General features: G+C 55.6%; 19 protein-coding genes. 8 read left to right on the top strand and 11 right to left on the bottom strand.

Annotation, left to right across the window (positions count from 1 at the left end; all coding sequences use genetic code 11):
• Positions 1–5 precede the first annotated feature (5 nt).
• Complete coding sequence (locus tag A3850_RS07795) at positions 6–1,121, top strand: ABC transporter permease (protein WP_068215312.1); 1,116 nt, start codon at positions 6–8, stop codon at positions 1,119–1,121.
• 167 nt (positions 1,122–1,288) lie between these two features.
• Here A3850_RS07795 and A3850_RS07790 read toward each other — a convergent pair whose 3' ends face one another.
• The 6 genes from A3850_RS07790 to A3850_RS07765 all read right to left on the bottom strand — a co-directional run bounded on the left by A3850_RS07790 (position 1,289) and on the right by A3850_RS07765 (position 6,446).
• Positions 1,289–1,897, bottom strand: a complete 609-nt coding sequence (locus tag A3850_RS07790; protein ID WP_082921688.1) for a protein-tyrosine-phosphatase — start codon at positions 1,895–1,897, stop codon at positions 1,289–1,291.
• A gap of 437 nt (positions 1,898–2,334) precedes the next feature.
• Positions 2,335–3,657, bottom strand: a complete 1,323-nt coding sequence (locus A3850_RS07785) for an ATP-binding protein (RefSeq protein WP_068215307.1) — start codon at positions 3,655–3,657, stop codon at positions 2,335–2,337.
• 132 nt (positions 3,658–3,789) lie between these two features.
• Positions 3,790–4,398 (bottom strand): MarR family winged helix-turn-helix transcriptional regulator, encoded by a 609-nt coding sequence (locus A3850_RS07780; RefSeq protein WP_068215305.1) that lies wholly within the window; start codon positions 4,396–4,398, stop codon positions 3,790–3,792.
• A gap of 116 nt (positions 4,399–4,514) precedes the next feature.
• Complete coding sequence (locus tag A3850_RS07775; RefSeq protein ID WP_197494011.1) at positions 4,515–5,240, bottom strand: hypothetical protein; 726 nt, start codon at positions 5,238–5,240, stop codon at positions 4,515–4,517.
• A gap of 36 nt (positions 5,241–5,276) precedes the next feature.
• Positions 5,277–5,516 (bottom strand): conjugal transfer protein TraF, encoded by a 240-nt coding sequence (gene traF / locus A3850_RS07770; protein ID WP_068215303.1) that lies wholly within the window; start codon positions 5,514–5,516, stop codon positions 5,277–5,279.
• Between the two features lie 468 nt (positions 5,517–5,984).
• Positions 5,985–6,446 carry a hypothetical protein gene (locus tag A3850_RS07765; protein WP_068215299.1) on the bottom strand — a complete coding sequence of 154 codons (462 nt, stop codon included), beginning with the start codon at positions 6,444–6,446 and terminating at the stop codon, positions 5,985–5,987.
• 323 nt (positions 6,447–6,769) lie between these two features.
• Between A3850_RS07765 and A3850_RS07760 the strand changes: the two genes are divergently transcribed.
• Entirely contained in the window at positions 6,770–9,595 is a 2,826-nt protein-coding gene (locus A3850_RS07760; RefSeq protein WP_068215298.1) for a S9 family peptidase, read from the top strand.
• Positions 9,596–9,647: 52 nt separating this feature from the next.
• Here the strand turns inward: A3850_RS07760 and A3850_RS07755 are convergent, their stop codons facing one another.
• Positions 9,648–10,502 carry a biotin--[acetyl-CoA-carboxylase] ligase gene (locus tag A3850_RS07755; protein WP_068215297.1) on the bottom strand — a complete coding sequence of 285 codons (855 nt, stop codon included), beginning with the start codon at positions 10,500–10,502 and terminating at the stop codon, positions 9,648–9,650.
• A gap of 124 nt (positions 10,503–10,626) precedes the next feature.
• Between A3850_RS07755 and rsfS the strand changes: the two genes are divergently transcribed.
• The 4 genes from rsfS to A3850_RS19510 all read left to right on the top strand — a co-directional run bounded on the left by rsfS (position 10,627) and on the right by A3850_RS19510 (position 14,641).
• Positions 10,627–11,019, top strand: a complete 393-nt coding sequence (rsfS, locus tag A3850_RS07750; RefSeq protein ID WP_231915295.1) for a ribosome silencing factor — start codon at positions 10,627–10,629, stop codon at positions 11,017–11,019.
• Positions 11,020–11,234: 215 nt separating this feature from the next.
• Positions 11,235–13,202, top strand: coding sequence for an ATP-dependent zinc metalloprotease FtsH (ftsH, locus tag A3850_RS07745; protein ID WP_068215294.1), 1,968 nt, complete (start codon positions 11,235–11,237; stop codon positions 13,200–13,202).
• 138 nt (positions 13,203–13,340) lie between these two features.
• Positions 13,341–14,015, top strand: coding sequence for a nitroreductase family protein (locus tag A3850_RS07740; protein WP_068215293.1), 675 nt, complete (start codon positions 13,341–13,343; stop codon positions 14,013–14,015).
• Positions 14,016–14,035: 20 nt separating this feature from the next.
• Positions 14,036–14,641 (top strand): Uma2 family endonuclease, encoded by a 606-nt coding sequence (locus A3850_RS19510; protein ID WP_076639932.1) that lies wholly within the window; start codon positions 14,036–14,038, stop codon positions 14,639–14,641.
• Here A3850_RS19510 and A3850_RS07730 read toward each other — a convergent pair.
• On the bottom strand, positions 14,638–15,789 hold the full coding sequence (locus A3850_RS07730) for a spore photoproduct lyase family protein (protein WP_197494010.1): 1,152 nt from the start codon (positions 15,787–15,789) through the stop codon (positions 14,638–14,640). The genes A3850_RS19510 and A3850_RS07730 overlap by 4 nt on opposite strands.
• 209 nt (positions 15,790–15,998) lie before the next feature.
• Here A3850_RS07730 and A3850_RS07725 point away from each other — a divergent pair, with 209 nt between their 5' ends.
• Together A3850_RS07725 and argH are read left to right on the top strand one after the other, a co-directional pair.
• A complete protein-coding gene (locus A3850_RS07725; protein ID WP_068215290.1) occupies positions 15,999–17,978 on the top strand; it encodes a T9SS type A sorting domain-containing protein in 1,980 nt (659 codons plus the stop codon).
• A gap of 101 nt (positions 17,979–18,079) precedes the next feature.
• A complete protein-coding gene (argH, locus tag A3850_RS07720; RefSeq protein ID WP_068215288.1) occupies positions 18,080–19,417 on the top strand; it encodes an argininosuccinate lyase in 1,338 nt (445 codons plus the stop codon).
• Positions 19,418–19,656: 239 nt separating this feature from the next.
• On the opposite strand, the gene A3850_RS07715 is transcribed toward argH, so the two are convergent.
• From A3850_RS07715 to A3850_RS07705, 3 genes are all read right to left on the bottom strand, one after another.
• A complete protein-coding gene (locus A3850_RS07715; protein WP_068215287.1) occupies positions 19,657–19,929 on the bottom strand; it encodes a hypothetical protein in 273 nt (90 codons plus the stop codon).
• Positions 19,930–20,210: 281 nt separating this feature from the next.
• Complete coding sequence (locus tag A3850_RS07710; protein ID WP_068215286.1) at positions 20,211–21,212, bottom strand: NADP-dependent oxidoreductase; 1,002 nt, start codon at positions 21,210–21,212, stop codon at positions 20,211–20,213.
• A gap of 28 nt (positions 21,213–21,240) precedes the next feature.
• On the bottom strand, positions 21,241–22,605 hold the full coding sequence (locus tag A3850_RS07705; RefSeq protein WP_068215285.1) for an ATP-binding protein: 1,365 nt from the start codon (positions 22,603–22,605) through the stop codon (positions 21,241–21,243).
• Between the last annotated feature and the right edge of the window lie 78 nt (positions 22,606–22,683).

The following is a 22,683-nucleotide window of genomic DNA, read 5'->3' as shown; positions in this document are numbered from 1 at the left end:
CTGCCATGCGCCGTTTGTTTTTCATCATCCAGAAAGAGTTCATTCAGATCCTTGGCAATAAAGCAATGTTGCCGATGATGACGGTGATGCCGATCATGCAACTTATCCTGCTATCGTTTGCCGCAGACAGCGAGGTGAAGAACGTCAACCTCACGGTTACCGACCTGGATCGTTCGCAGTATTCGCGGCAATTAATCGGGCAAGTTCGCGCCTCCGATCGTTTTACGCTTATCGATGCGCCACCGGCCACTCACCTGGCCAATCATGGTTTGCTGGCGGGCACGTCGGACATCGTGCTCAACATCCCACCCGACTTCGAGCGCAATTTCCTGACGGGGGAGCAGGTGAAGCTGCAAATGCTCGTCAACGCCATCAACGGGCAGGCGGCAACGGTCGGCTCTGGTTATCTATCGGCTATCATTCAGGATTTCAACCAGGATATTCGTCTGGAGGCCCATGGCGGGAATAGCAGTAAGGCACCAAGGATCGAAGTGGCCTCAGCGAACTGGTATAACCCCGACTTAGACTATAAACACTTCATGGTGCCCGGTATTCTAGGGGAGCTGGTGATCATTCTGGTTATTCTGCTTTCGGCGATGAATACAGTTCGCGAACGGGAGATCGGCACCATTGAGCAAATCAACGTGACTCCGATCAAAAGCTGGCAATTCATTCTCGGCAAAATGGTTCCCTTCCTGTTCATCGGTATGTTCCTGCTGACGATAGGACTGACTGCCGGCAAGTTGATCTTCAACGTACCGATCGAGGGCAGTCTTCTGGTGGTATTTGGCTATTGTCTGGTTAGCCTAATCGCAGTACTTGGTATCGGGTTATTCATTTCTAACCTGGTCGACACCCAGCAACAGGCTATGCTGGTTGCATTTTTCTTTGTGATGGTTTTCATATTAATGAGTGGACTGTTCACCCCGATCGAGAGCATGCCCGACTGGGCGCAGGTGCTTACCATCCCGAACCCGGTGGCGCACTTCGTAGCGGTAATGCGCAAAGTCCTGCTAAAGGGCAGCGGCCTGGCTGACGTGGCGTGGAACTTCCGGGTGACGGCGGTTTTGGGGCTCGTCTTTAACGGGCTGGCGATCTTGACTTACCGGAAAGTGAGTTGATGGATGGTTTGGCGCTGACGCGGGTGCGATGAAATAGGGATGAGGAACAACACCCCGAAGCCTGAACGGAAACTATGGCATCAGAGATTTGACGATCAAGCTTTAGCTGGAACTCAACCCTTGCTTTAATCATCGTTTGGGGAGACGGCGATTTAGCCAACCCCACCCTAAACCAAAGCAAAAGCATACAACAGCTCCCGCCCAATCTGCCACGCCCGCTCCTCGTACCGCTCCCCTTCCTTCGGCGTATCATCTGCGGTTTTAGGGTCCTCATAAGTAAGCGGCAAACGCAGGTCAACACCAGGAATAAAGGGGCAATTCTCATCCGCATCAGAGCAGGTCATAATGGCCGCAAAATCCTTGATAGGGTTAGCGGGGTCGTCAAAGGTCTTGGAATAACAGATCAGCGCGGGCTGCTCGTCAGAAAATCGGACAGCGTAGCGCGGGTTATCGCCGCCAGGCTTATCCACCCGAAAACCAATACGCTCCAGGGCGGCCACGGCACGAGAGTTGAAGGCGGTAGCTTCGGTACCGCCGGAGTATGTATGCACGCCCTCCAGTCCGTACTCCGCTGCGGCAACGGCGGCCCAGATCATCGCCAGGTGGCTGCGGCGGGAATTGTGGGTACAAATGAAGTTGAGGTGGACGGCGCCCCGCTGCTTTTGCTGTCGGATGTAATCAGCGAGGCGCTCAAGGGTTTGTTTTCGGGCTGGCGGGATGAGGTCGGTCTCGCTTTTTAGTTGGGTGATGGTTTGGGTGAGTTGGGGATTGGCCACGGGGTATGCTATAGTTGTAACGAGTTAAATACGGTCGACCCGCAATAAAATACTGCAAAGGTCTAAATACGTTTTAATTCTTTTTGAGAAGGTCCGAAAGCTCGGTGGACTTTGCGCCTGGTATGAACTCAAAATACCTCACTCAAGAACGGACGCTTGGAAGACCTCCTACGTCGGACGTTCCAAGGAATTACCTACCATCACTTCCTAGCTCCTCGTAGCGTCGATGCTATTGTAGCGCAGCGGAAATATAATCGTCCTGCGAGCGTGCGGTCATACACGTAACCGGACGCTTGGAAGACCTCCTACGTCGGACGTTCCAAGGATCTAGATTACAGTAGCTGATTAATCCCCACGCCGCCCACAGGTCCTTGGAGCGTGCTCCTCACGCGCGCAGCAAGTGGGGAGTTCCTCCGAGCGTCCGTTCCCAGGAAAGATCAACCCAGTTTTTTAATATCTTCCAAACTGAATCCTCGATAAGCAACTTCGAATCTCCCCAGTTTTCGCATCACTGCTTCCGCCTTTATGCGAAGCTTATCGAGGGATATCTTTTTTGCCTGCATTTTGACTTCCCCGATCAAAGCTTGCTTCGTCAATTCGTTGTAGGCGATCACGTCGATCTCGTTCTGGTTACCTTTCTCCCAGTAGTTGCCTACGTGAGAATACTGCCCGGTGGCCGCTAACTCAGCGCGGACGAATTTCTCCAGGGCTACGCCCGCGAAAGTGGAAAAGTCCCGGTCGATTACTTCGCGTACGTAGTCATAATTGCCAATTTCTAAAGGCGGCTGGTTTTTAAAAATGAAGCGGAACCAAAAACGGAGGAACTCGTCGTTAATGTAAAAATTAATATTTCGCGAGTTAGGCTTGCTGAACATCGGCCGCTGCGCTTTAACGATACCGTACACGGCCTCCAAACGAGTAAGTTGGCCACCAATATCTTTTTGTAGCGTACTAGTAATGGTACCGCGATCAGTTTTGCCACTCGCAATTAGGGAGAGAATACTGAAGTAGACACCGTAGTCTTTTCCAAACTCGTCTAATAGCAGTGCTTTGCCCTCGTCGCGGAAAAAAGAAGTACCATCTAAGAAAGCATTGATGAACCCATCATGAGTTAAGGCCTGACTATCAACGAAGTATTCCACGTAACGCGGTACGCCACCCGTCACGGCAAAGAAGGTAAGCAGATCTCTTGCGGTGAAGTCGGGGTAGTGTAGCTCGAGCAGTTTACGGAGCTGCCCTGGCGAGAACGGCTTAAGGACAATTTTAGCCGTAGCTCTGCCGAAGAGTGGTTCCTGGTAGTTCTCGAAAATCCGCTGCATCAGACTCTGTATCGACCCACTCAGGATGAGGTTCATCTTCATGGTGTCCTTGTACTGATCCCAGTGATTTTGGATCTCACTATAAACGGCGGGGTTGAGACGAAAGAACTCCTGAAACTCATCGATTACCAAATTCAGGTGCGCCCGTTGCGCGTAGTCGCAGAGCCATTCAAATAGCTGGCTGAACCGAGTGATGGACCCGATGATCTTCACACCTAATAAACGTTCGGTTTGCTCCTGAAAATCCCGACACAATAATGGCTCCTCCTTTCTGGATAGGAAGAAGTATAGAAAGGGCTGTCCACCTAGACTTTGCTTGATCAGCCGAGTCTTCCCCACCCGCCGCCGACCGGTGATGATCGTCATCCGTGCCCGTTGCCGGCTGGTAGAATTTATTGACTGCAGTTGTTCAAGTTCGGCTTCTCGCCCGTAAAATTCCATACACAAAGTTAACGAAACAGCCGTTAATTTAACCTGCGTTTCGTTAGAATGCAAAACATTTACTTCGATCCGGACTACCTACTCCTCTAGCCGGACGCTTGAAAGACCTCCTACGTCGGACGTTCCAAGGACCTAGTGTGCAGTACCCGCCTCAAACTCCCCGCAATCAATCCGTAATTTCTCCGTCGTCAGCTCGATGTTGAGAAGGCTACAATGGCGGGCACCATCGTGGTGGTTGAGGTAGCGGCAATCCAGACACATCCGTTGTGACGGGATGAGTTCGCTCCGTTGAAAATCGTGTAGTAGCTGGTAAAGGCTACCGTAGAGGGAATCCCCCGCCGCTTCGTCAAGCTTACGGACAATGCTCAGGTGCGGGTGCTTGCGGTCACTGAGGCTAGCGATTAATTGAGAACCAGCTTTACTCGGCGCGAGCGTGAAAGCCCGCCCATCGTGTGGATCCGGTTGCTTCACCACTAAGTCTTTTTTAAGGAGTAACCGGACCGTTTCGCTGACGGTCGGCCGGCTGAGTTGAAACTCTGTTGACAGCCGGCTCACGCCCGGCGGGTCCTCCAGATGAAAGGCAACGTAACGTAAGACCCGCAGCTGTAGATCCGTCAAACCCGCCGAACGAGCCACGGCGGCACGGGCCAAGCGGATGCTTTCGCCACTCCGCTCAAGGGCGAAGATGATCTTGGCGGCAAGGTCTTCGTGGCGGTCCTGCGGATTACTGGGTACGTTCATCAGCCGCTAAAGTAGAATACCTGAACCGAAGTAGGTCGGGTAGGAAGGGGGAACCAGGTATACCCAGCTCCCCCAACACTATCCGCCATCAGGCGGGCAGGTCTCCAATTTTAAGCTTACCGAACCGTATAGGGCAACGAGAGGTCGCCCGATGCGATACTGTAAACCGTATATACCCCGAGCATCGGCCGCTCGGTGTCTGAACCAATGACCTGCATGTAGGCCGCTACGCCGTCGTAATTGAACTGAGTCTGGTTGTTCATCCGGTAAGCGGGTACGATGACCTTGATCTCATTACCATCCGTTAGCACGGGGAAGCCGGGAGAATCCATGTACATGGGCATCCCGGGGTTCGTTGGGGGAAGTAGCCCTTCGCTAGATCCAGCAAATTGCTTTACGCTGAGGCCGCCGGGTACCCGTTCGTCTTCGACCAGTATTACCCAGTGCGGGTGCCAGACTACACCATCGTTGGCGTAATCCTTATCGGTATTCTCGTCCCACAGTGGGGTATCATCGAAATCGGGGTGGCTCGTCAGCGCCATGGCTACAATGCCTTCGGTGGGGGCGAATCCAACGTCCTCGGCCCGGAGCGTGGTGGGGACGACATATCCGAGCACGGGCGCACCATCCAGGCTACCAACTGGCATGGGGACGGTGCCACCAGCATTTCCATCTACGGTGATGGTAAAGATCAATTGTTGCAACTGGTCGTCAAACCGTACGTCCGTAGCGTTGATGTTGAAATCAGCGTTGCCCGTAAACTCCGCTCCGGGAGCATTCGGATCGGTCTGAGAGCAGCCGTTGGCCCCGACGAGTAGCAAAATGGGTAGTAAGAACTTCACAGTAATTAGTTTAGCTAACTATTAGTGTATGGATGGTTAAGCTTCCAGATCAGCCATGCTGGCCCCGAAGTTGAGGTGAATGGGCCCGTTGCCCGCAATGACGAGCGCCGGTACGGATTTCACACCGGCTTGTTTGGCAGCAGGCACTTGGCCCGGTTCATCGCCGAGGTGAACGATTTGCACGTCGTGAGCCGCAGCATCGACGAGTTGGAGGATTTGCCGTTCGGCATCAAGACAGACCGGGCACCCGGCGTGGTAGAAAATGACTTTCATGATAGAAAGATTTGAGTGAGTAAATTTAGTTAGTTCAACTAACTAACATCATCACATTACGCTTAGTTGAGGGTTGACAAGATATTTCTTCAAGGTTTTGAGAACTAGCGTATGCACCCCAGAGCCGGACGCTTGGAAGACCTCCTATCGTCGGACGTTCCAAGGTCCTACCATAGACAAAATTCAGCTCCTCGTAGCGTCGATGCTATTGTAGCGCAGCGGAAATAGAATCGTTCTGCGAGCGTGCGGTCATACACAACCGGACGCTCGCAGGACCTCCTACGTCGGACGCTACGAGGACCTAGACCTACTAAAATTTACCCTCGAGCTCCTCGTAGCGTCGATGCTGTTGTAGCGCAGCGGAAATAGAATCGTCCTGCGAGCGTGCGGCCAAACACATAACTAAAGAATCCCACCCCAACACCGGCCCCAAAAAGAACTCCTCCCTCTTCACTAATCAAGCAATCTAATCTACTCCCCCTCAAGCCCTTCCTCAATCCGCCGCCGTAAAAAGATGCGGTCAAACGTCACTGTTTCGGAGCGCAATGCGGCCAGATCCAACAAGCGAAGAGCGCTTCGTAGGTTCTCTTTTCGGCCTAGTGGTTGCGCCTCCGCAACTTGGACAGCAAATTTGGCTAGGTGATCGAGGTGTTCGCCCGTTAGTTCAAGTTGCGTAACGTAAGCAAGGGCGGCAGCTCCATCCAACGTCGTAAAATGTGGGAAGTCGAAGCCCACCTGCTCACGCAATTCCTCCTGCGTTATGGAGATTGCCTGTACTGGGTCAGCATTTGTTCTAAGCTTCAAAAAGTCCGCCAGGATCTTACCCAGGACGCGCCCAAGTTGCTCGATCTGTTCCTGAATAATGTCGCGTTGTACCATGTTGGCTTGAAAGAGTGAGTGAACGGATGGTTCGGTAAAGCCTAATAATTGCATCCCCTCATTATTAATAGTTTGAATTCCACCGCAGGAACCCTACCCCTCCATCACCGAACGCTTGGAAAACCTCCTACCGTCGGACGTTCCAAGGACCTAGAATACAGTAGCTAATCAATCCCCACGCCGCCCCCAGGTCCTTGGAGCGTGCTCCCCACGCGCGCAGCAAGTGGGGAGTTCCTCCAAGCGTCCGGTATTGACCAACAACACCGGACGCTTGGAGATCCTCGTACCGTCGGACGCTCCAAGGACCTATCCTACAGTAGTCAATCAATCCCCCCCAACCCAAAAACGTATCTTACCCACCCCAACCCTCCCCCACCATGCGGTACGCTACCCTTCTCCTCTTCCTGCCCTTGCTCTGCACCTGCGCCAGCGCCCAACTCGCCCCACAAAGAAGCGGAGCCGGCACCCAAAACCCACCCAACCCAAACGGCAAAGCCATCACGGTAAAGGACATGCAGCGCTGGAACCGGATCACCAACGAGCAACTGAGCGCCGACGGGAACTACGTACTGTATACACTGACCAAGGACGTAGGCGACCCGGTGGCCGTGCTCTACGACGTGCGGAAGCAAACTGAGCGGCGCTTCCCCCGCCTCCACGGCGCAACGCTGAGTTACGACGGAAAAAATGTAGTGGGCATCCTCAAACCCGCCCGCGAGGAAGTGCGGCGGATCAAACTGAAGGAGAAGAAAAAAGCGAAGGACCAACTCGCCAAAATGGACAGCCTCCTCGTCTGGAACCTGGGCCAGCCGGAACCCGTCGTCACCCCCCACGTACATGGCGTAAAGATGCCGGAACGGGATGCGCGCAGCTACGCCTACCTGACGGAAAGCATCCTGCCCGATTCGCTCACGAAAAGCCTGGACAAGAAAGCTAAACGCCTGGTGGTGAGAAACTTCGCGAATCAGGACAGCTTCTACCTCGAAGGCGTCATGAGCTACGTTTGGGCGCGCGACGAACCCGTCCTGCTCGCCCACCAGACCGATAAGGACAGCACCTGGACGGCCGGCGTTCACCGCCTCGACACCCGCGAACTGGAGTGGCGGGCGCTGGAACAGGATAGCCTCGACTTCACCGGCCTCGCCCTGAGTAGCGACGGCCGCCAGGCCGCCTACCTCTCCGCCACCGATGACGGTGAAGACGCGCAAAAACCCTACACCCTCCAGTACTGGAGCGCCGACCGCGGAAACGTAACGGACCCCACGGCGGGCCAAGACTACGGTGACGCCGGCTACGCCATCAGTAAGGATTACCGGCCCCGTTTCAGCACCGACGGTAAGAGCCTCTTCTTCGGCAACCGGCCCCGCCGCGCCGAACGGGATACGACTCTGCTCGAAGATGAGATTGCCGACGTCGAGATCTGGCGCACGGAAGAGCCGCGGCTCTACACCCAGCAAAATGTGAACCTCTCCGACGACAAAAAGGCTACCTACCTCGCCGTCTACCGCACCGAAAGTGGGCGGGTGCGGCAACTCGCAGAGGAGGCTTACCCCTACGTCGTTACCCCACCCGAAATGAACGGCGATTGCGTCGCGGTCTACGACGACCGGCCTTACGCCAAACAAACCATGTGGGAAGGCTACCCCGGTGGCCGCGACCTCAAAGTGATTAACCTGGATAACGGTGACGAGACGGAAGTGCCCCGCGGTGAAGTTGCCCCCGCTCGCTTCCTCGCCGGCGGCAATTATCTCGTGTGGTACAACCAAACGGATACGACCTGGAACAGCTTCGACCCGAGCAACGGCCAGCTGCACACGCTAACGACCAACGCCACCGGTATTTTCTACGACGAACTCAACGACCGGCCCATGCACCCCCGCGCCTACGGCATGGCTGGCACGCTGGAAGACGGGCAACACTTCCTCGTCAGCGACCGCTACGACCTCTGGAAACTCGACGCGAGCGGCCGCGACGACGCCACGCGGCTGACACGGGGGCGCGCCAACCAAATCCGCTACGCCCTGCGGGATCTGGACCGGGAGGACCCCTTCATCGACCCGCGCAAGGACCAGTTCGTCACGATGTTCAACGAAAACAACAAACACGCCGGGATGGGCTGGATGGACGTGAGCAACGGCGACGTACTCATCCTCCGTTCTGGCCCAAAGACCTACGGAGATTTTATGCGGGCGCGCTCCGCAGAAGCTCTCGTTTTTAGTGAAGCTGACTTCCGGCAGTTCCCTGACCTGCAGTATACCGATGACCTCTTCGCCAGAAACCTGCCGGCAACCCGCGTCTCCATTGCCAACCCACAGCAGGCCAATTTCCGCTGGGGCTCCGCCGAGAATTACAGCTGGATCGACAACCAGGGCCGCACCTTGCAGGGCTTGCTCATCAAACCTGACGGCTTCGACCCGAATAAACAGTACCCACTGCTCGTCAACTTCTACGAGCGCAACAGCGAAAGTGTCCACCGCCACCGCACGCCTACGCCCGGCCGGAGTTCCATCAACTATTCCCACTACGCCAGCAAGGGCTACGTGATCTTCAATCCGGACGTCGTTTACCGCGTCGGATACCCCGGCGAAAGCGCCTACGACTGCGTGATGAGCGGTGTTACGAGCCTCCTCGGCGAGGGCTTTATTGACCGCGAACGCATCGGCCTCCAGGGCCACAGTTGGGGTGGTTATCAGGCGGCTTACCTCGTTACGAAAACGGATCTATTTGCGGCCGTGGAGTCCGGCGCGCCGGTCGTCAACATGTTTTCTGCTTACGGGGGCATCCGCTGGGGTTCGGGCCTGAGCCGGCAGTTTCAGTACGAGAAAACCCAGTCGCGCATCGGCGGCAGCCCCTGGGAGTACCCGCTGCGCTACCTCGAAAACAGCCCGATCTTCACGACGGACAAGATCAACACGCCGCTCCTAATCCTGCACAACGACGCCGACGGGGCCGTGCCGTGGTACCAGGGCATCGAGTGGTTCACGGCCCTGCGCCGCCTCGGCAAACCCGCCTGGCTCCTCAACTACCGCGGCGAGCCCCACTGGCCCGTCAAAACTCCCAACCGCGCCGACTTCCAGACCCGTATGGAACAATTCTTCGACCACTACCTCATGGAGGCACCCATGCCTAGGTGGATGCGCGACGGCGTGGCGCCGGTGGAGCGAGGGATCGAGCAAGGGTTGGAGTTGCTGGAGGATTATTAGTTTCTAGTGTTTAGTTACTAGTTTCTAGTGGTGGGTTTCTAGAAACTAGAAACTACCTACTAGAAACTAATAACCGTACCTCCCGCAAATCAAACGCACTAGCCCGCCCACCAGCCATCCGCACCACCAATTGGCCACGATCATTCACCCCCTCAATAACCCCGGTAAACACCTTCCCCGTCGCCACGTGCCGGAACTCACTGGGGACGCCGCGTCGGTAAAGTCGATCTTCATAATTTCGGTCCAGAAGCGCGAGGCCCGCGCTGCTGCTCATTTTTTCGTATTGATTGGCGAGGTCGGTTAGCAATTGTTTGAGGACGGTTCCCAGGTCAAAGGTCGTACTGGTCAGGGCGCGGAGGCTCGTGGCGGTGGCCTTTAGTTCCGACGGGAAGTCGGTTTCATTCACGTTCAATCCGATGCCAATCACGGACCAGTCTAGGGCGCTACCGCGGAGTCCATTTTGGATGAGGATGCCGGCGATCTTACGCTTCCCGACGTATACATCGTTCGGCCATTTTACGCTTATTCCGTCAAGGTTTTGGGCGCTGCTCCCGATATGATGCGGGACAAGTTTGGCGCTCGCGCGGGTGCGGTGTGTGGGACCGAGGAAAGCGTCAACCGTTTGGGCCACGGCCAGTGCCGCAACCTGGCTCAACGCAAAGACCTGCCCCACGGTGAGGTGGGAGGGGCGGGTGACCAAGCTAAAGGTGAGGTTGGCGTACGGAGAAGAATGCCAGGCGTTCGTGCCCTGCCCCCGGCCGGCGGACTGGTCGTCCGTAATAAAGACCGCCCCGTGGGCCGGGGGATGGGGGGAGGAAAGCGCGGCTACGGCCAGGTCATTCGTGCTACCGGTGGCAGGGAAGTGGTGGGAAACTTTCGGAAAAACCCGGGTGTTACTTTCTTTCAATGTCGGCCGGCTGTAACTTTAAGTAATTATCGCCGAAAATACGGAACGGGACTGACCTTATGGGCTCCGCCACCGGTTTCCCTGGCACGGTACTTGCTACCAATCCCTTCACTAAACAAGTAATTTGAATACTTCCATCAAGTTGTCATCGGGCAACGTTACCGAAAGAATGAATCAACGGCTGGACGTCATCGTCGATGCCATGCAGGACATCAAGGCGAAGAACATCGTCAAGATCGATCTGCGTAAACTAACGGACCGGCCTACGGACTTTTTCGTCGTCTGCGAAGGTGAATCCGTCACCCAGGTCGCTTCCATTGCGGACAATATCCAGATGCGGCTGAAGCGCGAACTCAGCGAGCACCCGAAGAGCGTCAATGGCGGCCTCGTCGCCAAGTGGGTCTGTCTGGACTACTTCGATACCATCATCCACGTCTTCTACCCCGAAACGCGGGCCTTCTACGAACTGGAGGACTTGTGGAGCGACGGCGAGTTCACGACTTACGAAGACGTGTAGGGCCACGCCCCGCCTTCCTCCGCCGCACCTTGGCCCTTTCTACCCGGCCCAACTAAGTGGTCGGGGTTCTTCTACGCCCGGGATTAGCCGTGTTTTACGCGAACAATGCACGGGTATAATCGCTAGAGACCAAGGACGGTCACGATCCCAACATAACGTAAATACGCCCCAACACGAGCCAACGAAATCAGGCATCGTGCGTTAGCCAAACATATATGAACACGAACAAGAAAGATAAGAAGCCCGAAGGGGGCGGGAACAAGCTCCAGAGTTACTGGCTCTACGCGATCATGTCCCTCGTGCTGCTAGCGCTCGTTCTCTCCAGCCTGACGGGTGGTGCCAACGTCGATATCGACAAAAAACGCCTCCTGCAGATGATCGAAGATGAAGGCGCGATCACCAAGGTCGAGCTGGTCAACGGCAAGCACGCCGAGATCTACATCGATTCGGAAAAGAAAGAAGGCAACGCCTACAAGGACGCGGCCGATAAGGGTCTCGGCGGCAAGCGCTACGACTACCGCATGGAAGTCATCACCGCCGACAACTTCACCCGTTTCATGGATGAGGCGCAGGACCGCAACGATGTACCTTTCGACGAGCGAATTCCGATCATCCCCGTAGAACGTGCCGATATTTTGGGTAGCATCCTGGGTTGGGTACTCCCCATCGGTCTCCTCGTACTACTCTGGGTCTTCATCATGCGCCGGATGGGTGGCGGCGCCGGCGGTCCTGGCGGACAGATCTTCAACATCGGAAAATCCAAGGCGACGCTGTTCGATCAGAACTCTAAAGTGAACGTCACTTTCGCCGACGTGGCGGGTCTCGACGAAGCCAAGGAAGAAGTGATGGAGGTCGTCGACTTCCTCAAGAACCCCAAGAAGTATACCGCCCTCGGTGGTAAGATCCCCAAAGGTGTCCTCCTGGTGGGCCCTCCCGGAACGGGTAAAACCCTCCTCGCCAAAGCCGTCGCCGGTGAAGCGGGCGTTCCCTTCTTTACGATGTCCGGTTCGGACTTTGTGGAGATGTTCGTCGGCGTAGGTGCCAGCCGCGTACGGGACCTCTTCAAGCAGGCCCGAGAAAAGGCCCCCTGTATCATCTTTATTGATGAGATCGACGCCATCGGCCGCGCCCGCGGAAAGGGTGCCATGCAGGGTGGTAACGACGAACGGGAGAACACCCTCAACCAGCTCCTCGTAGAGATGGACGGTTTCTCCACGGATAAAGGCGTCATCCTGATGGCCGCAACCAACCGGCCCGACGTGTTGGACAGTGCCCTCCTCCGCCCGGGCCGTTTCGATCGCCAAATTGGTATCGACCGTCCGGACTTGAAAGGACGGGAGGCCATCTTCAAGGTTCACCTCAAGACGATCAAGATCGACGAGAACCTCGTGGATGCCTTTACGCTGGCGGAAATGACGCCCGGTTTTGCCGGTGCGGAGATCGCCAACATCTGTAATGAGGCGGCCCTGATTGCCGCGCGCCGTAACCAGACCAGCATTACGCTGAACGACTTCAACTACGCCCTCGATAAAGTGATCGGTGGCCTCGAGAAAAAGAACAAGCTCATCAATCCCGAGGAAAAGGAGATCATCGCCTATCACGAAGCTGGCCACGCCATCTGTGGTTGGTTCCTGGAACACGCCAGTCCTCTGGTGAAGGTGACGATCGTCCCCCGTGGTGTGGCCGCACTCGGTTACGCCCAGTACTTACCCAAGGAGCAGTACATCACCCGCACCGAACAGATGCTGGACATGATGTGCATGACCTTCGGTGGCCGCGCGGCGGAAGAGGTTTTCTTCGGCAAGATCAGTACCGGCGCCCAGAACGACCTCGATAAGGTAACGAAGCAGGCATACGACATGATCACCGTCTACGGTATGAACGATAAGGTTGGCCAAGTCAGCTTTTACGGCATGAGCCAGAATGGTTACCAACGCCCCTACTCCGACGATACGGCTACGCTGATCGACAACCAGGTACGTGCCCTCCTCGAAGGGCAGTACCAGCGGGCGCAGGATCTCCTCCGGGAGAAGCGCGCCGAGGTGGAGCTGCTGGCGAAGGAACTGCTAGACAAAGAAGTGCTTTCCAGTAAGGACCTGGTGCGCTTGATTGGCCCACGGCCTTCTGATGCGGATCCGCTGGCACCAGTGGAGAGTGAAGGGGTGGTAGATAATTCTTTGTAGTCTGAAGATTCTAGAAGTTAGATTTTAGACCCAATTACCTTCCCAAAAAGGGTGTGGAGCTTGTCGCTTCACACCCTTTTTCTATGCCTTCACCCACCAGCCGCATTACGCTTCCACTGCGGTGCCTACCTTCGTGGCATGGCTAATTCTGATCTTGGGTTTACTCCCCTTGCCTTTACGGAACGTTCCCCCGAAACCATGCACCTGCGGGCGCGCCAACTATTTGAGGAGCTGAACGAACGGCGGACCGTGCGAGAATTCAGCGACCGACCGGTGGCGAAGGAGGTGATTGAGTACCTGCTGCAAACGGCCTCCTCCGCACCGAGTGGCGCCCACAAACAACCATGGACATTTTGCGTGATCAGTGACCCCGTGATGAAGGCCAAGATCCGCGAGGCGGCGGAGAAGGAGGAGTACGAAAATTACCACGGCCGGATGTCCGACGACTGGCTGGTAGACCTGAAGAAATTTGGGACGGACTGGGAAAAGCCCTTCCTGACGACGGCGCCCTACCTCATCGTCGCCTTTAAAAAGGCCTACGATATTGGGCCGGACGGGGAGCGGGAAAAGAACTACTACGTGAATGAATCCGTGGGCCTGGCCTGTGGTTTCCTCATCGCCGCCATCCACCACGCTGGCCTGGTGACCGTAACGCACACCCCCAGCCCGATGAACTTCCTGCAACAAATTCTCAAGCGCCCTGCGAACGAACGCCCCTTTCTGCTCCTCCCCGTCGGTTACCCCGCGGAGGACGCGCAGGTTCCTGTGATTGAACGGAAGGGTTTGGGAGAGGTGAGTGTTTGGTTTGAGTGAGGAGTTCCTAACTTACAAGTATGACCTCACCAACGTATTGCGCTGATCTTCCTTTGGCCTGTTATCCACTGCGCACCACGAAACAATTCTCGGAGGAAGATTTTTGGAATTTCTGCGCTGAGCATCCGGATATATTTTGTGAGCGGAACGAAAATGGCTCTATAATAATCAGCACGCCGGTCTTTACGAAGACTGGATCAGCTGTGGCAGCAGTGGCTGCGGATCTTACCATGTACTGTCGTCAGCACGGTGGCCAGGCATTCGGTAGTAAAGCTGGTTTTACCCTTCCAGATACCTCCGTAAGAACAGCATCGGTAACGTACGTATCAGTAGAAACGATGGCATCGATATCCTGGACCGAGTTAACTAAATTCGCCGGTCTAGTACCTGACTTCGTCGTAGAGGTCGTTGATCCAACGCGCTCAGGATTTGTGAATGATTTGCGGATGCGCACAACCTGGATCGCTAACGGCGTAAAACTGGCCTGGCTCATCGACGTCGATGCGGATAAGCTCTGGATCTACCGGGCCGATAGCTCCGTCAAGATCGTTTCCCCGCTCAACCAAACCATCACCGGCGAAGACGTGCTCCCCGGTTTTGAATTTGACTTGCGCCTACTTTCCTAGGTAAAGTAAAGAATTGTCTCCTCCCCAAAGCGGGCACCGATCTCCCGGTACATCCATTCTTTGAGCTCGCCTAACTGCTCTTTCTGATAGACGAATTTGTGGCCACCGAATTTATTAAACTTCTTGCGCCGCCCCTCTTCGCTCAGGTCCAACTTCGTGTTGGGGTACCAATCTAATAGCACCTGTTTGGAGCCGGGGGTGAAGCGGTGGGTGATGAGTTCGAAGGTAACGTCGCACCCCTCCCCTACTGCTTCCTGAGTGCGGTCGAGCACCTCGACGTAGCTCTCCTGCCAACCGGGGAAGGGCATGATGGGAGCGAGCACGATACCTACTTTATAGCCTGCGCCACAAAGACGGCGGAGGGCCTCGATGCGGGCCGTAAGATCAGCAGTGCCACCCTCCAAGCGGCGGGTGACCCACTCGGCATTGAGGCTGATGCGGCTCCGGGTGTGGCCATTGTGGGTCAGACCGAGGAGTGGGGTGACGTCGTCGTACTTCGTCACCCAACGCAGGGTCGCCTGGGGCTGGGTACCGAACCATTCGATCGTCCGGCTGAGGGAACCGGTAAGGTGCTCTAAACCGAGTGGATCGGTGTAGCAGCTGGCTTCAAAGCTGGTCGTTCCTTCCCCAGGTTGAATGTAGTTCACGTTGTTCTCCAGGATCTGTTCCAGGTTGCCGTACACACGAGTGATCGGTGCACCCGGCAGGCTTCCTGCCAGGTAGCAATACTGACAGTGCGCCGGGCAGCCCTTCGCGAGGTGGAATTGCCAGTCGGCGGAAGGCGGGATGGGCGTCAGGCGCATTGCACTCGGGGGCGCGTTCACGATGGCGAGGGTGTTCTTGGATTTTTGGTAGGTCTCCCGCACCGTGTTGCCCTTTAGCCGGGGCAACCGATTCTTGCTCAGGCGCTCGTAGTTGACGCCAAGTTGATCCAACCGTTCCGCAATGCGGCGGCCGTGCTCTTCCTCCCAGGCGGCGGCCGTGAAGTAGACGTGCTTGGGTTTCCACAATTTGGCGGGCCGGCCGATGGTATTTGCGCGCTGAGTAAATGTAGCAACCGGTGGGGCTACGGATTGGCTGATGGGCTCCTCCGCGTGGTCCAGGGGTAACTGGGCACTGACATGGGGAGCATCGTGTAATTGGTTCATTGGCACCGGTTCTGTACTTAGTAAAGCGGTAGCCAGTGACTTAGAGTTCGATCGGCTCAGAAAGAGCAGAAATTCGTTTAAGGGGGGTAAATCATCCACCGGAAGGACTAAAATTATCTAACAAGTCGCTCTCTGCCTGTCTGTAAATGAAACCGTTATATATTACAATCGATTTCATTCGTCCTTTGGCGATCAACCTAACTTCGATTATGCTACGAACTCTACTTGCTCTTCTATGCTTCTTTCCCCTCTTCCTCTCCGCTCAAATTTGGACGGAGGACTTCGACGGGGCCAATACCACCAATCCGCCAGCTTTCGACATGAGCTGCACGATGGATAATAACGACTACTTCGGCCTCGTGTGTGAGAACGGGGGCAGTTGTAGTAATCCCGTCCGGTCCGACTTCGTCTACGGGGCCGCCAGCGGCACTTTCTTTGGTGTCCGCGACATGGATTCCGCCCCCGGCTGTTCGGTGGATCTGGCCGGTGAACTACTCAGCTTTACGGACATCGACATCACCTCCTGCGGTGGGGCGACCAACGTCCTTTACCTCTGCTTCACCGTGGCGGAGACCCGTAACATGGACGGGGCTAATGGTTCCGAATACAGCAACTCCAACATGCGGGAAGACACCTGGGATGCCGCGTCCTACGTCTTCGTCCGGGCCGGCGTGGATGGTGCGAACCTGACCGACGTCACCGCCATTCAGGCGTTCACCAATTCGGATACCCGCCCGGGCATCGACGTCAACTGTGACGGCCGCGCCGACGACCCCGGCGAGCCGGAGGTGACGGCCACCTTCACCAACTACTGTTTCGAGTTGCCCACTACGGGGTCGGCCCTCGATCTTGAGTTCACCTTTGGCGAGCTGAACACTCAGGGGGAGGATATTGCCATCGACGACATCAGCGTCCACTGCACCACTGATCCGGGCACCCTCCCCGGCACGTTGCTGGATGCCTGTACGCCCTTCGTATCCGGCGCCGGGCCGATCTATCTGGAAGACTTTGATGGCTCCGCGAGCACGCCCTTTACCATCGACCCCGCCTGCAGCAGAGTTAATAGCAACGACTACTTTGGCGTGGTTTGCCTTGACGGTGGCCCCTGCGGTGGCGACAACATCAACAGCAATTACACTTACAATAACGCTGACGGCAGTTTCTTCGGCGCGCGCGACGCGGATAATGCCTGTGGTGGCCCTCCCGGCGGTTTCCTTTCGGTTGCCGGTATCGACATCACGTCCTGCACCAACATGGTGTACCTCTGTATGGACTTCGCCGAATCCGCCAGCGCCGTCGAGCAAAGCAATGCGGGTGTATTTGACTCTTGGGATGGCAGTTCAAACCTCTACGTTTACACTACGTTTGACGACGGAACGGAGCTGCGCGTGACTGGCCTGCAATCCTCCAACGGTACGGATTCACCGCCCGCTTTCGACACGGGTTGCAACGAGGGAGGTGGAGAAGGCCCAGTCATCAACGAAACCTTTACCAAATACTGCTTCGCCCTGGCCCCGCCCCCCGGCGCTACTACGGTGGATATTCGTATCGAGGTCGACTCCATCAATACCGTCGGAGAAGACATCGCTATCGATAACATCGCCGTCTACTGCGCCAACGATGCTAGTGAAGTACCGGGCACGGAAGTAGTGTCGTGCAACGACGCCGTCCTCCCCGTTGAACTGACGGAATTCCGTGGCCGGACGCTGAGTAAAGGGGCTTCCTTGCTCGAATGGACGACCGCCTCCGAGTTGGATAACGATTACTTCGACGTCGAGTACAGCACCGACGGTGCCACCTTCGCTCCGATCGGGCGGGTAACCGGCGCGGTTGAAGCTTCCTCCGTCAACGAGTACACTTTCGAGCACGCCAACCCCACGGGCTCCGTGCATTACTACCGCCTCCGCCAGGTTGACTTCGACGGCACGACCGCCTTTTCTAAAGTCGTCACCCTCCGCAGCGAGGTGGCGCAAGCGGCAGTTTCCCTCTATCCCAACCCCGCTACGGACCGGATGCAATACCGCGGCCCCGCCGGCGAATTGACGATCTACAACGGCTTCGGCCAGGTCGTTGCCGTCCCCGTGGCTGGCAACGATATCGACCTGAGTAGCCTGCGCCCCGGTGCTTACCTGCTGGAAGTCCGCACGCCCACCGGCGAGCGCAGCGTCCAGCGTTTTGTGAAGCGCTAGCGCCTCCAGTTACCGGCTAAATTTATCGGAGCCGCCCGTGTCATCATTTGGCCGGGCGGCTTCTCTATTTCCTACCTTCGTGGCCACTCAACGCTACCGCTATGGCCACCAAACTCTGGGAAAAAGACTACGACCTCGACCAACGCATCGCCGACTTCACCATCGGCCGCGACCGCGAACTCGACCTGGAGCTGGCGCCGTTCGACATCCTCGGATCGTTAGCGCACATCCAAATGCTTTCCGAAGTCGGTCTGTTGGACGAGGGCGCTGCACGCAGGTGCCGGGAGAAGTTGCAAGCACTATATCAGGACGCCGCCTCCGGCCAATTCACCATTGAGGAGGGTGTGGAGGACGTCCACAGCCAGGTGGAGATGTTGCTCACGCGGGCCCTCGGCGACGATGGCAAGAAGATTCACTCCGGACGGAGCCGTAACGACCAAGTGCTGGTGGACCTCCGCCTTTACTTCCGCCACCGCATTCAGGGCATCGTGGAACTGACGGGGGAGCTCAGCCAAACCCTCACCGAATTAAGCGAGGAGCACAAAGACAAGCTCATCCCCGGTTACACCCACCTGCAGGTGGCGATGGTATCGAGTTTTGGCCTTTGGTTCGGGGCCTACGCAGAGGCCCTGGTCGACGACCTCAAACTCTGGACGGGCATCTACGACGTGGTGGACCAAAACCCCCTTGGCTCCGCCGCGGGCTACGGCTCCAGCTTCCCCCTGGATCGGGACCGGACGACGGAGCTCCTCGGTTTTTCGAGCCCGGTCGTCAACGTCGTGGCGGCGCAAATGGGCCGGGGCAAATCCGAGTTGGTGACGGCCTTCGGCATTGCGGGCGTCGCCCAAACCCTGGGGAAGTTGGCCATGGACGTGTGCCTCTACAGTAGCCAGAACTTCGGCTTCCTCCAACTCCCCAATGAGTTGACGACGGGCTCCAGCATCATGCCGCACAAGAAGAATCCAGATGTGTTTGAGCTCATTCGTGGCCGGTGCAACCTCCTTCAGACCCTTCCGGCGCAGATGGCGCAATTGACGGGGAACTTACCCTCCGGTTACCACCGGGAGTTCCAGTTGCTGAAGGAAGCCATCTTCCCCGCCCTCGACCAATTGGAGGATTGTCTATCCATGGTGCGCTACGCTTTACCGCGCACCCGCGTCAGCGCCCAAGAACTCCCGACGGACCCGCGTTACGTTTACCTCTATTCCGTCGAAGCCGTCAATAATTTGGTGCTGCAAGGCGTGCCTTTCCGAGATGCGTATACGCAGGTGGGTCGGGATATTGAAGCGGGCACTTTTGTGCCGCCTACGGAGTTGAAACATACCCACTTGGGCAGTTTGGGGAATTTGGGAAATGAACGGATTGCGGCAAAGCGAGAAGCGGTGTTGGCTTCGTTTGATTTTGAGCGGAGTGCTAAAGCGTTGGAAAATCTTTTGTAGCCCGGTTTGGAGACAATTTTGGAGACCCGACCTCCGGTCGGGTTGATTATTTTTTTCAATTATTTATATTCAAAAATATAGGACCTATCTCACGGCAGTTTAACCCGACCAGAGGTCGGGTCTCCGTATCACGCTTTCTACCGCTAAAATCACTACCACGGTTAAGGGAAGGATAACTTCCAGGGGATTCAGGCATCCCATCTAAAATCCAAAATCTAACCTCTAACATCCCTCTTATTTCACCGCAAAAACCAACCAATCATATTCGTAGCAATCTGCACCGCTGTAAGAATAAACACCCCCTCCCGTACGGACAACTCCCGCCGCTCCTGATATTGTTGCCAGAAGTGATACGCAGCGATGGCGGACGGAAGTGCTGCAATCAGATACACTATATTACGATAAGGATCGTCAGGAAACTTGATGACGGTGGATATACGTGAAAATACGTACATGCCGAGGAGAACAGTGATAGAAAGATTGTAGAAATAGGCTAGGCGGTAGTCGTACATCAGGGCTTCGGTCTTGGGTTAAACTTATCAAATAGTGCTTAAGAAAACGCTAGGTAAAGCTACAAAATTATTAGTGCAGAATTTTGTAGGAGCTGGAGACCCGACCTCCGGTCGGGTGATTTGTTTTATTGGTTAATAGATTTTAAAAAATTGTACAACCCTTCATTTGGCAGTACTACCCGACCGGAGGTCGGGTCTCCGGATAATGTCTTCGTACTGAAAAAGTGCTACCAAATTATCAGGCATCCCATCTAAAATCCAAAATCTAACGTCTAAAGTCATCAAACAATCTTCAACACCAACTTCCCCATCTTCTCCCCCGAAAACAACCGCAAAAATGTCTCCCGAAAATTTTCGATCCCTTCGTACACATCTTCGCGGCTTTTCAATTTCCCTTCCGCCATCCACTGGCCCATTTGTCTGGCGGCGGCAGCGTATCCTTTCGCGTGATCGAAAACGACCATGCCCTTCATGGTGCTGCGGGTGACGAGTAGGTTCAGGTAATTACTTGGGCCTTTAATGGGCGTCGTGTTGTTGTACTGGCTGATGGCGCCGCAGATGACGACGCGGGCATTCATCCGCAGTTTGGTGAGGGCCGCATCGAGGATGTCGCCACCTACGTTATCAAAATAAATATCGATGCCTTTGGGACAATACTTTTTGAGGCCGGCGTACAGGTTGTCGTTTTTGTAGTCGATGGCCCCATCGAAGCCGAGTTCTTCCGTTAGGTAAGCGCACTTTTCGGGGCCGCCGGCGATGCCGATGACGGTGCAATTTTTGAGTTTGGCGATCTGCCCAACCACGCTACCCACCGCGCCCGCCGCGCCGGAAACGAGGACAACGTCGCCCTCCTTCAGTTCTCCGACTTCCAGGATACCGAAGTAGGCCGTCAGGCCCGGCATGCCGAGGGTGCCAATGTAGGTTTCCATGGGCGCCAGGCGGGTATCGACCGGGTAATAGCCGCTGCCGTCGGATACGTGGTATTCCTGGACGCCGCCCCACCCCGTCACGACGTCACCCACCTTGAAACTCGGATGCTTATTGACTTTAATGACCTCCCCCACGCTACCGGCCCGCATCACGTCGCCGATGGCCACGGGCTCGATGTAGGATTTGCGGTCGTTCATCCAGCCGCGCATCGCAGGGTCGAGGGAAACGTAGTGGTTTCGGACGAGGATTTGGCCCTCCCGCAGTTCGGGAACTTCCGTGGTGACGAGCTCCCAGGTGTTTTCGTCGGGCAGGCCGGTGGGGCGGTTTTTTAGGAGTTGTTGTTGGTTTTGCATATCGATATGGGTTATTAATCTTGGATGTTTACTTCCGTAATAACGTCAGTACTTCCTCAGCGCCGAGGTGAAAGCATTTTGGTGGGTGAGCGAAATTTTTCGCGATGAGCACCGGGATTAACTCCTGGCCGTGATAAAATGGTAGCTGAGTGGCCTTGCTTAGCAAATCGGCATTAAGTGTATCCGGTGCTTTTACGGTGGACCATTTGCATTCGCCAACGAGTAGCTTAGTTTTATCGAGAGATTCACCCACTAGATCAATTTCCATCGGCTTCCCATTTTTTCCCTTACCCCACCAACGCTGGGTAAAGAAAAAGTCCTTACCAAGTTCACCCTGCGTCACGGCGACTCTGGCCATGCGCTCAAACTCGTGGCTTACGAACAGTGGTAAATTCACTTTTAATTGCTGCCAGAGACGGGCCGAATTATCGACCTGTAAATTCGAGAGGTTAGGTTGCACGTACTGAAAGTAAAAGCGAATGAAGGAATCTTTCACTTTGTAAAGATTCCCCTTGCGGTGCTTCGATTTTGCTTTAAACGGACTTTCGCGTTCCACGTAACCAAGGTCAATCAGCTTTTTGAGTGGGCGAGATAGATCGGTAGCAGGTTTATTCAGCCGCGCACCCAACTCCGAAGGGCGGTGCACACCGTTTGCAATCAAGTACAGCAGAGAAAGGGCACCCGTAGGGTCCCGTAGGTCATCAAGCAGCAAACGGGCGGGCTCGTTACGCAATACTCCGTCGGGGCTGAGCACTAGTTCCGCAACGGCTGAATCGTAATCGGGATAATCACTGCGGAGTTCCCAGTAGCGCGGCACGCCGCCCCAGGTCGAAAATTCCGTAATAAGCTGATCGGCAGTCTGCCCGGGCAGGTGATCGAGTAGCCATCCAGCTGCCAGGGGATCAATCTTCAGTACCTCATCCGCCCGGCCGTAAAGCGGCGCCGTTCCCGAAAGGACAAGACCCTGCATCATCTGCTGGGACGATCCGCAAAGGATGATGTCAAACTTCAGTTTTGCCCGGTCGTCGACCAAGCGCTGGATAATGCTGGGTAGATCGGGCGCTGCCCTTACGAGGTAGGGGAATTCGTCAATCACCAGCGTAAAACGCTCGGTAACCTGGCTATTCAGAAAATGCAGCAGGGCGTTCCAATCCGTAAAATTAGCGTGCGCAAACGCTGGAATGCGTTCCGCCAGCAACTGGCGAAAGGCTGCCAATTGGAGGGTCTGCTCACTCTGAGAAGCTAGGTAGTACACATCTTTCGCTCCCAAAAACTTGCGCAACAAAGTAGACTTCCCGCAGCGCCGCCTACCGTACAACACGATAAACTGCTTCCGCTCCCTGGCCAACGCCCGGGTCAGTCTCTCTATTTCCTGAGTACGATTATAGAACACTAGTCATCTTATGTTTCACAAACATAATGTTTCTTGAGCATAAGATGTTGCCGATGGTGTGGTGTTTTGGTGCTTCTA

Origin of the sequence: Lewinella sp. 4G2, assembly GCF_001625015.1 — a bacterium.
Classification (GTDB): Bacteria; Bacteroidota; Bacteroidia; order Chitinophagales; family Saprospiraceae; genus Neolewinella.
This window is presented reverse-complemented; position numbering and strand designations above follow the sequence as displayed.

What these genes read in the sequence shown, in the direction of transcription:
- A3850_RS07795 (WP_068215312.1), top strand. Translation starts at nt 6, where the DNA reads ATGCGCCGTTTGTTTTTCATCATCCAGAAAGAGTTCATTCAGATCCTT.
- A3850_RS07785 (WP_068215307.1), bottom strand. Translation starts at nt 3,657, where the DNA reads ATGGAATTTTACGGGCGAGAAGCCGAACTTGAACAACTGCAGTCAATA.
- A3850_RS07780 (WP_068215305.1), bottom strand. Translation starts at nt 4,398, where the DNA reads ATGAACGTACCCAGTAATCCGCAGGACCGCCACGAAGACCTTGCCGCC.
- A3850_RS07765 (WP_068215299.1), bottom strand. Translation starts at nt 6,446, where the DNA reads ATGCAATTATTAGGCTTTACCGAACCATCCGTTCACTCACTCTTTCAA.
- A3850_RS07760 (WP_068215298.1), top strand. Translation starts at nt 6,770, where the DNA reads ATGCGGTACGCTACCCTTCTCCTCTTCCTGCCCTTGCTCTGCACCTGC.
- ftsH (WP_068215294.1), top strand. Translation starts at nt 11,235, where the DNA reads ATGAACACGAACAAGAAAGATAAGAAGCCCGAAGGGGGCGGGAACAAG.
- A3850_RS07740 (WP_068215293.1), top strand. Translation starts at nt 13,341, where the DNA reads ATGGCTAATTCTGATCTTGGGTTTACTCCCCTTGCCTTTACGGAACGT.
- A3850_RS19510 (WP_076639932.1), top strand. Translation starts at nt 14,036, where the DNA reads ATGACCTCACCAACGTATTGCGCTGATCTTCCTTTGGCCTGTTATCCA.
- A3850_RS07730 (WP_197494010.1), bottom strand. Translation starts at nt 15,789, where the DNA reads ATGAACCAATTACACGATGCTCCCCATGTCAGTGCCCAGTTACCCCTG.
- A3850_RS07725 (WP_068215290.1), top strand. Translation starts at nt 15,999, where the DNA reads ATGCTACGAACTCTACTTGCTCTTCTATGCTTCTTTCCCCTCTTCCTC.
- argH (WP_068215288.1), top strand. Translation starts at nt 18,080, where the DNA reads ATGGCCACCAAACTCTGGGAAAAAGACTACGACCTCGACCAACGCATC.
- A3850_RS07715 (WP_068215287.1), bottom strand. Translation starts at nt 19,929, where the DNA reads ATGTACGACTACCGCCTAGCCTATTTCTACAATCTTTCTATCACTGTT.
- A3850_RS07710 (WP_068215286.1), bottom strand. Translation starts at nt 21,212, where the DNA reads ATGCAAAACCAACAACAACTCCTAAAAAACCGCCCCACCGGCCTGCCC.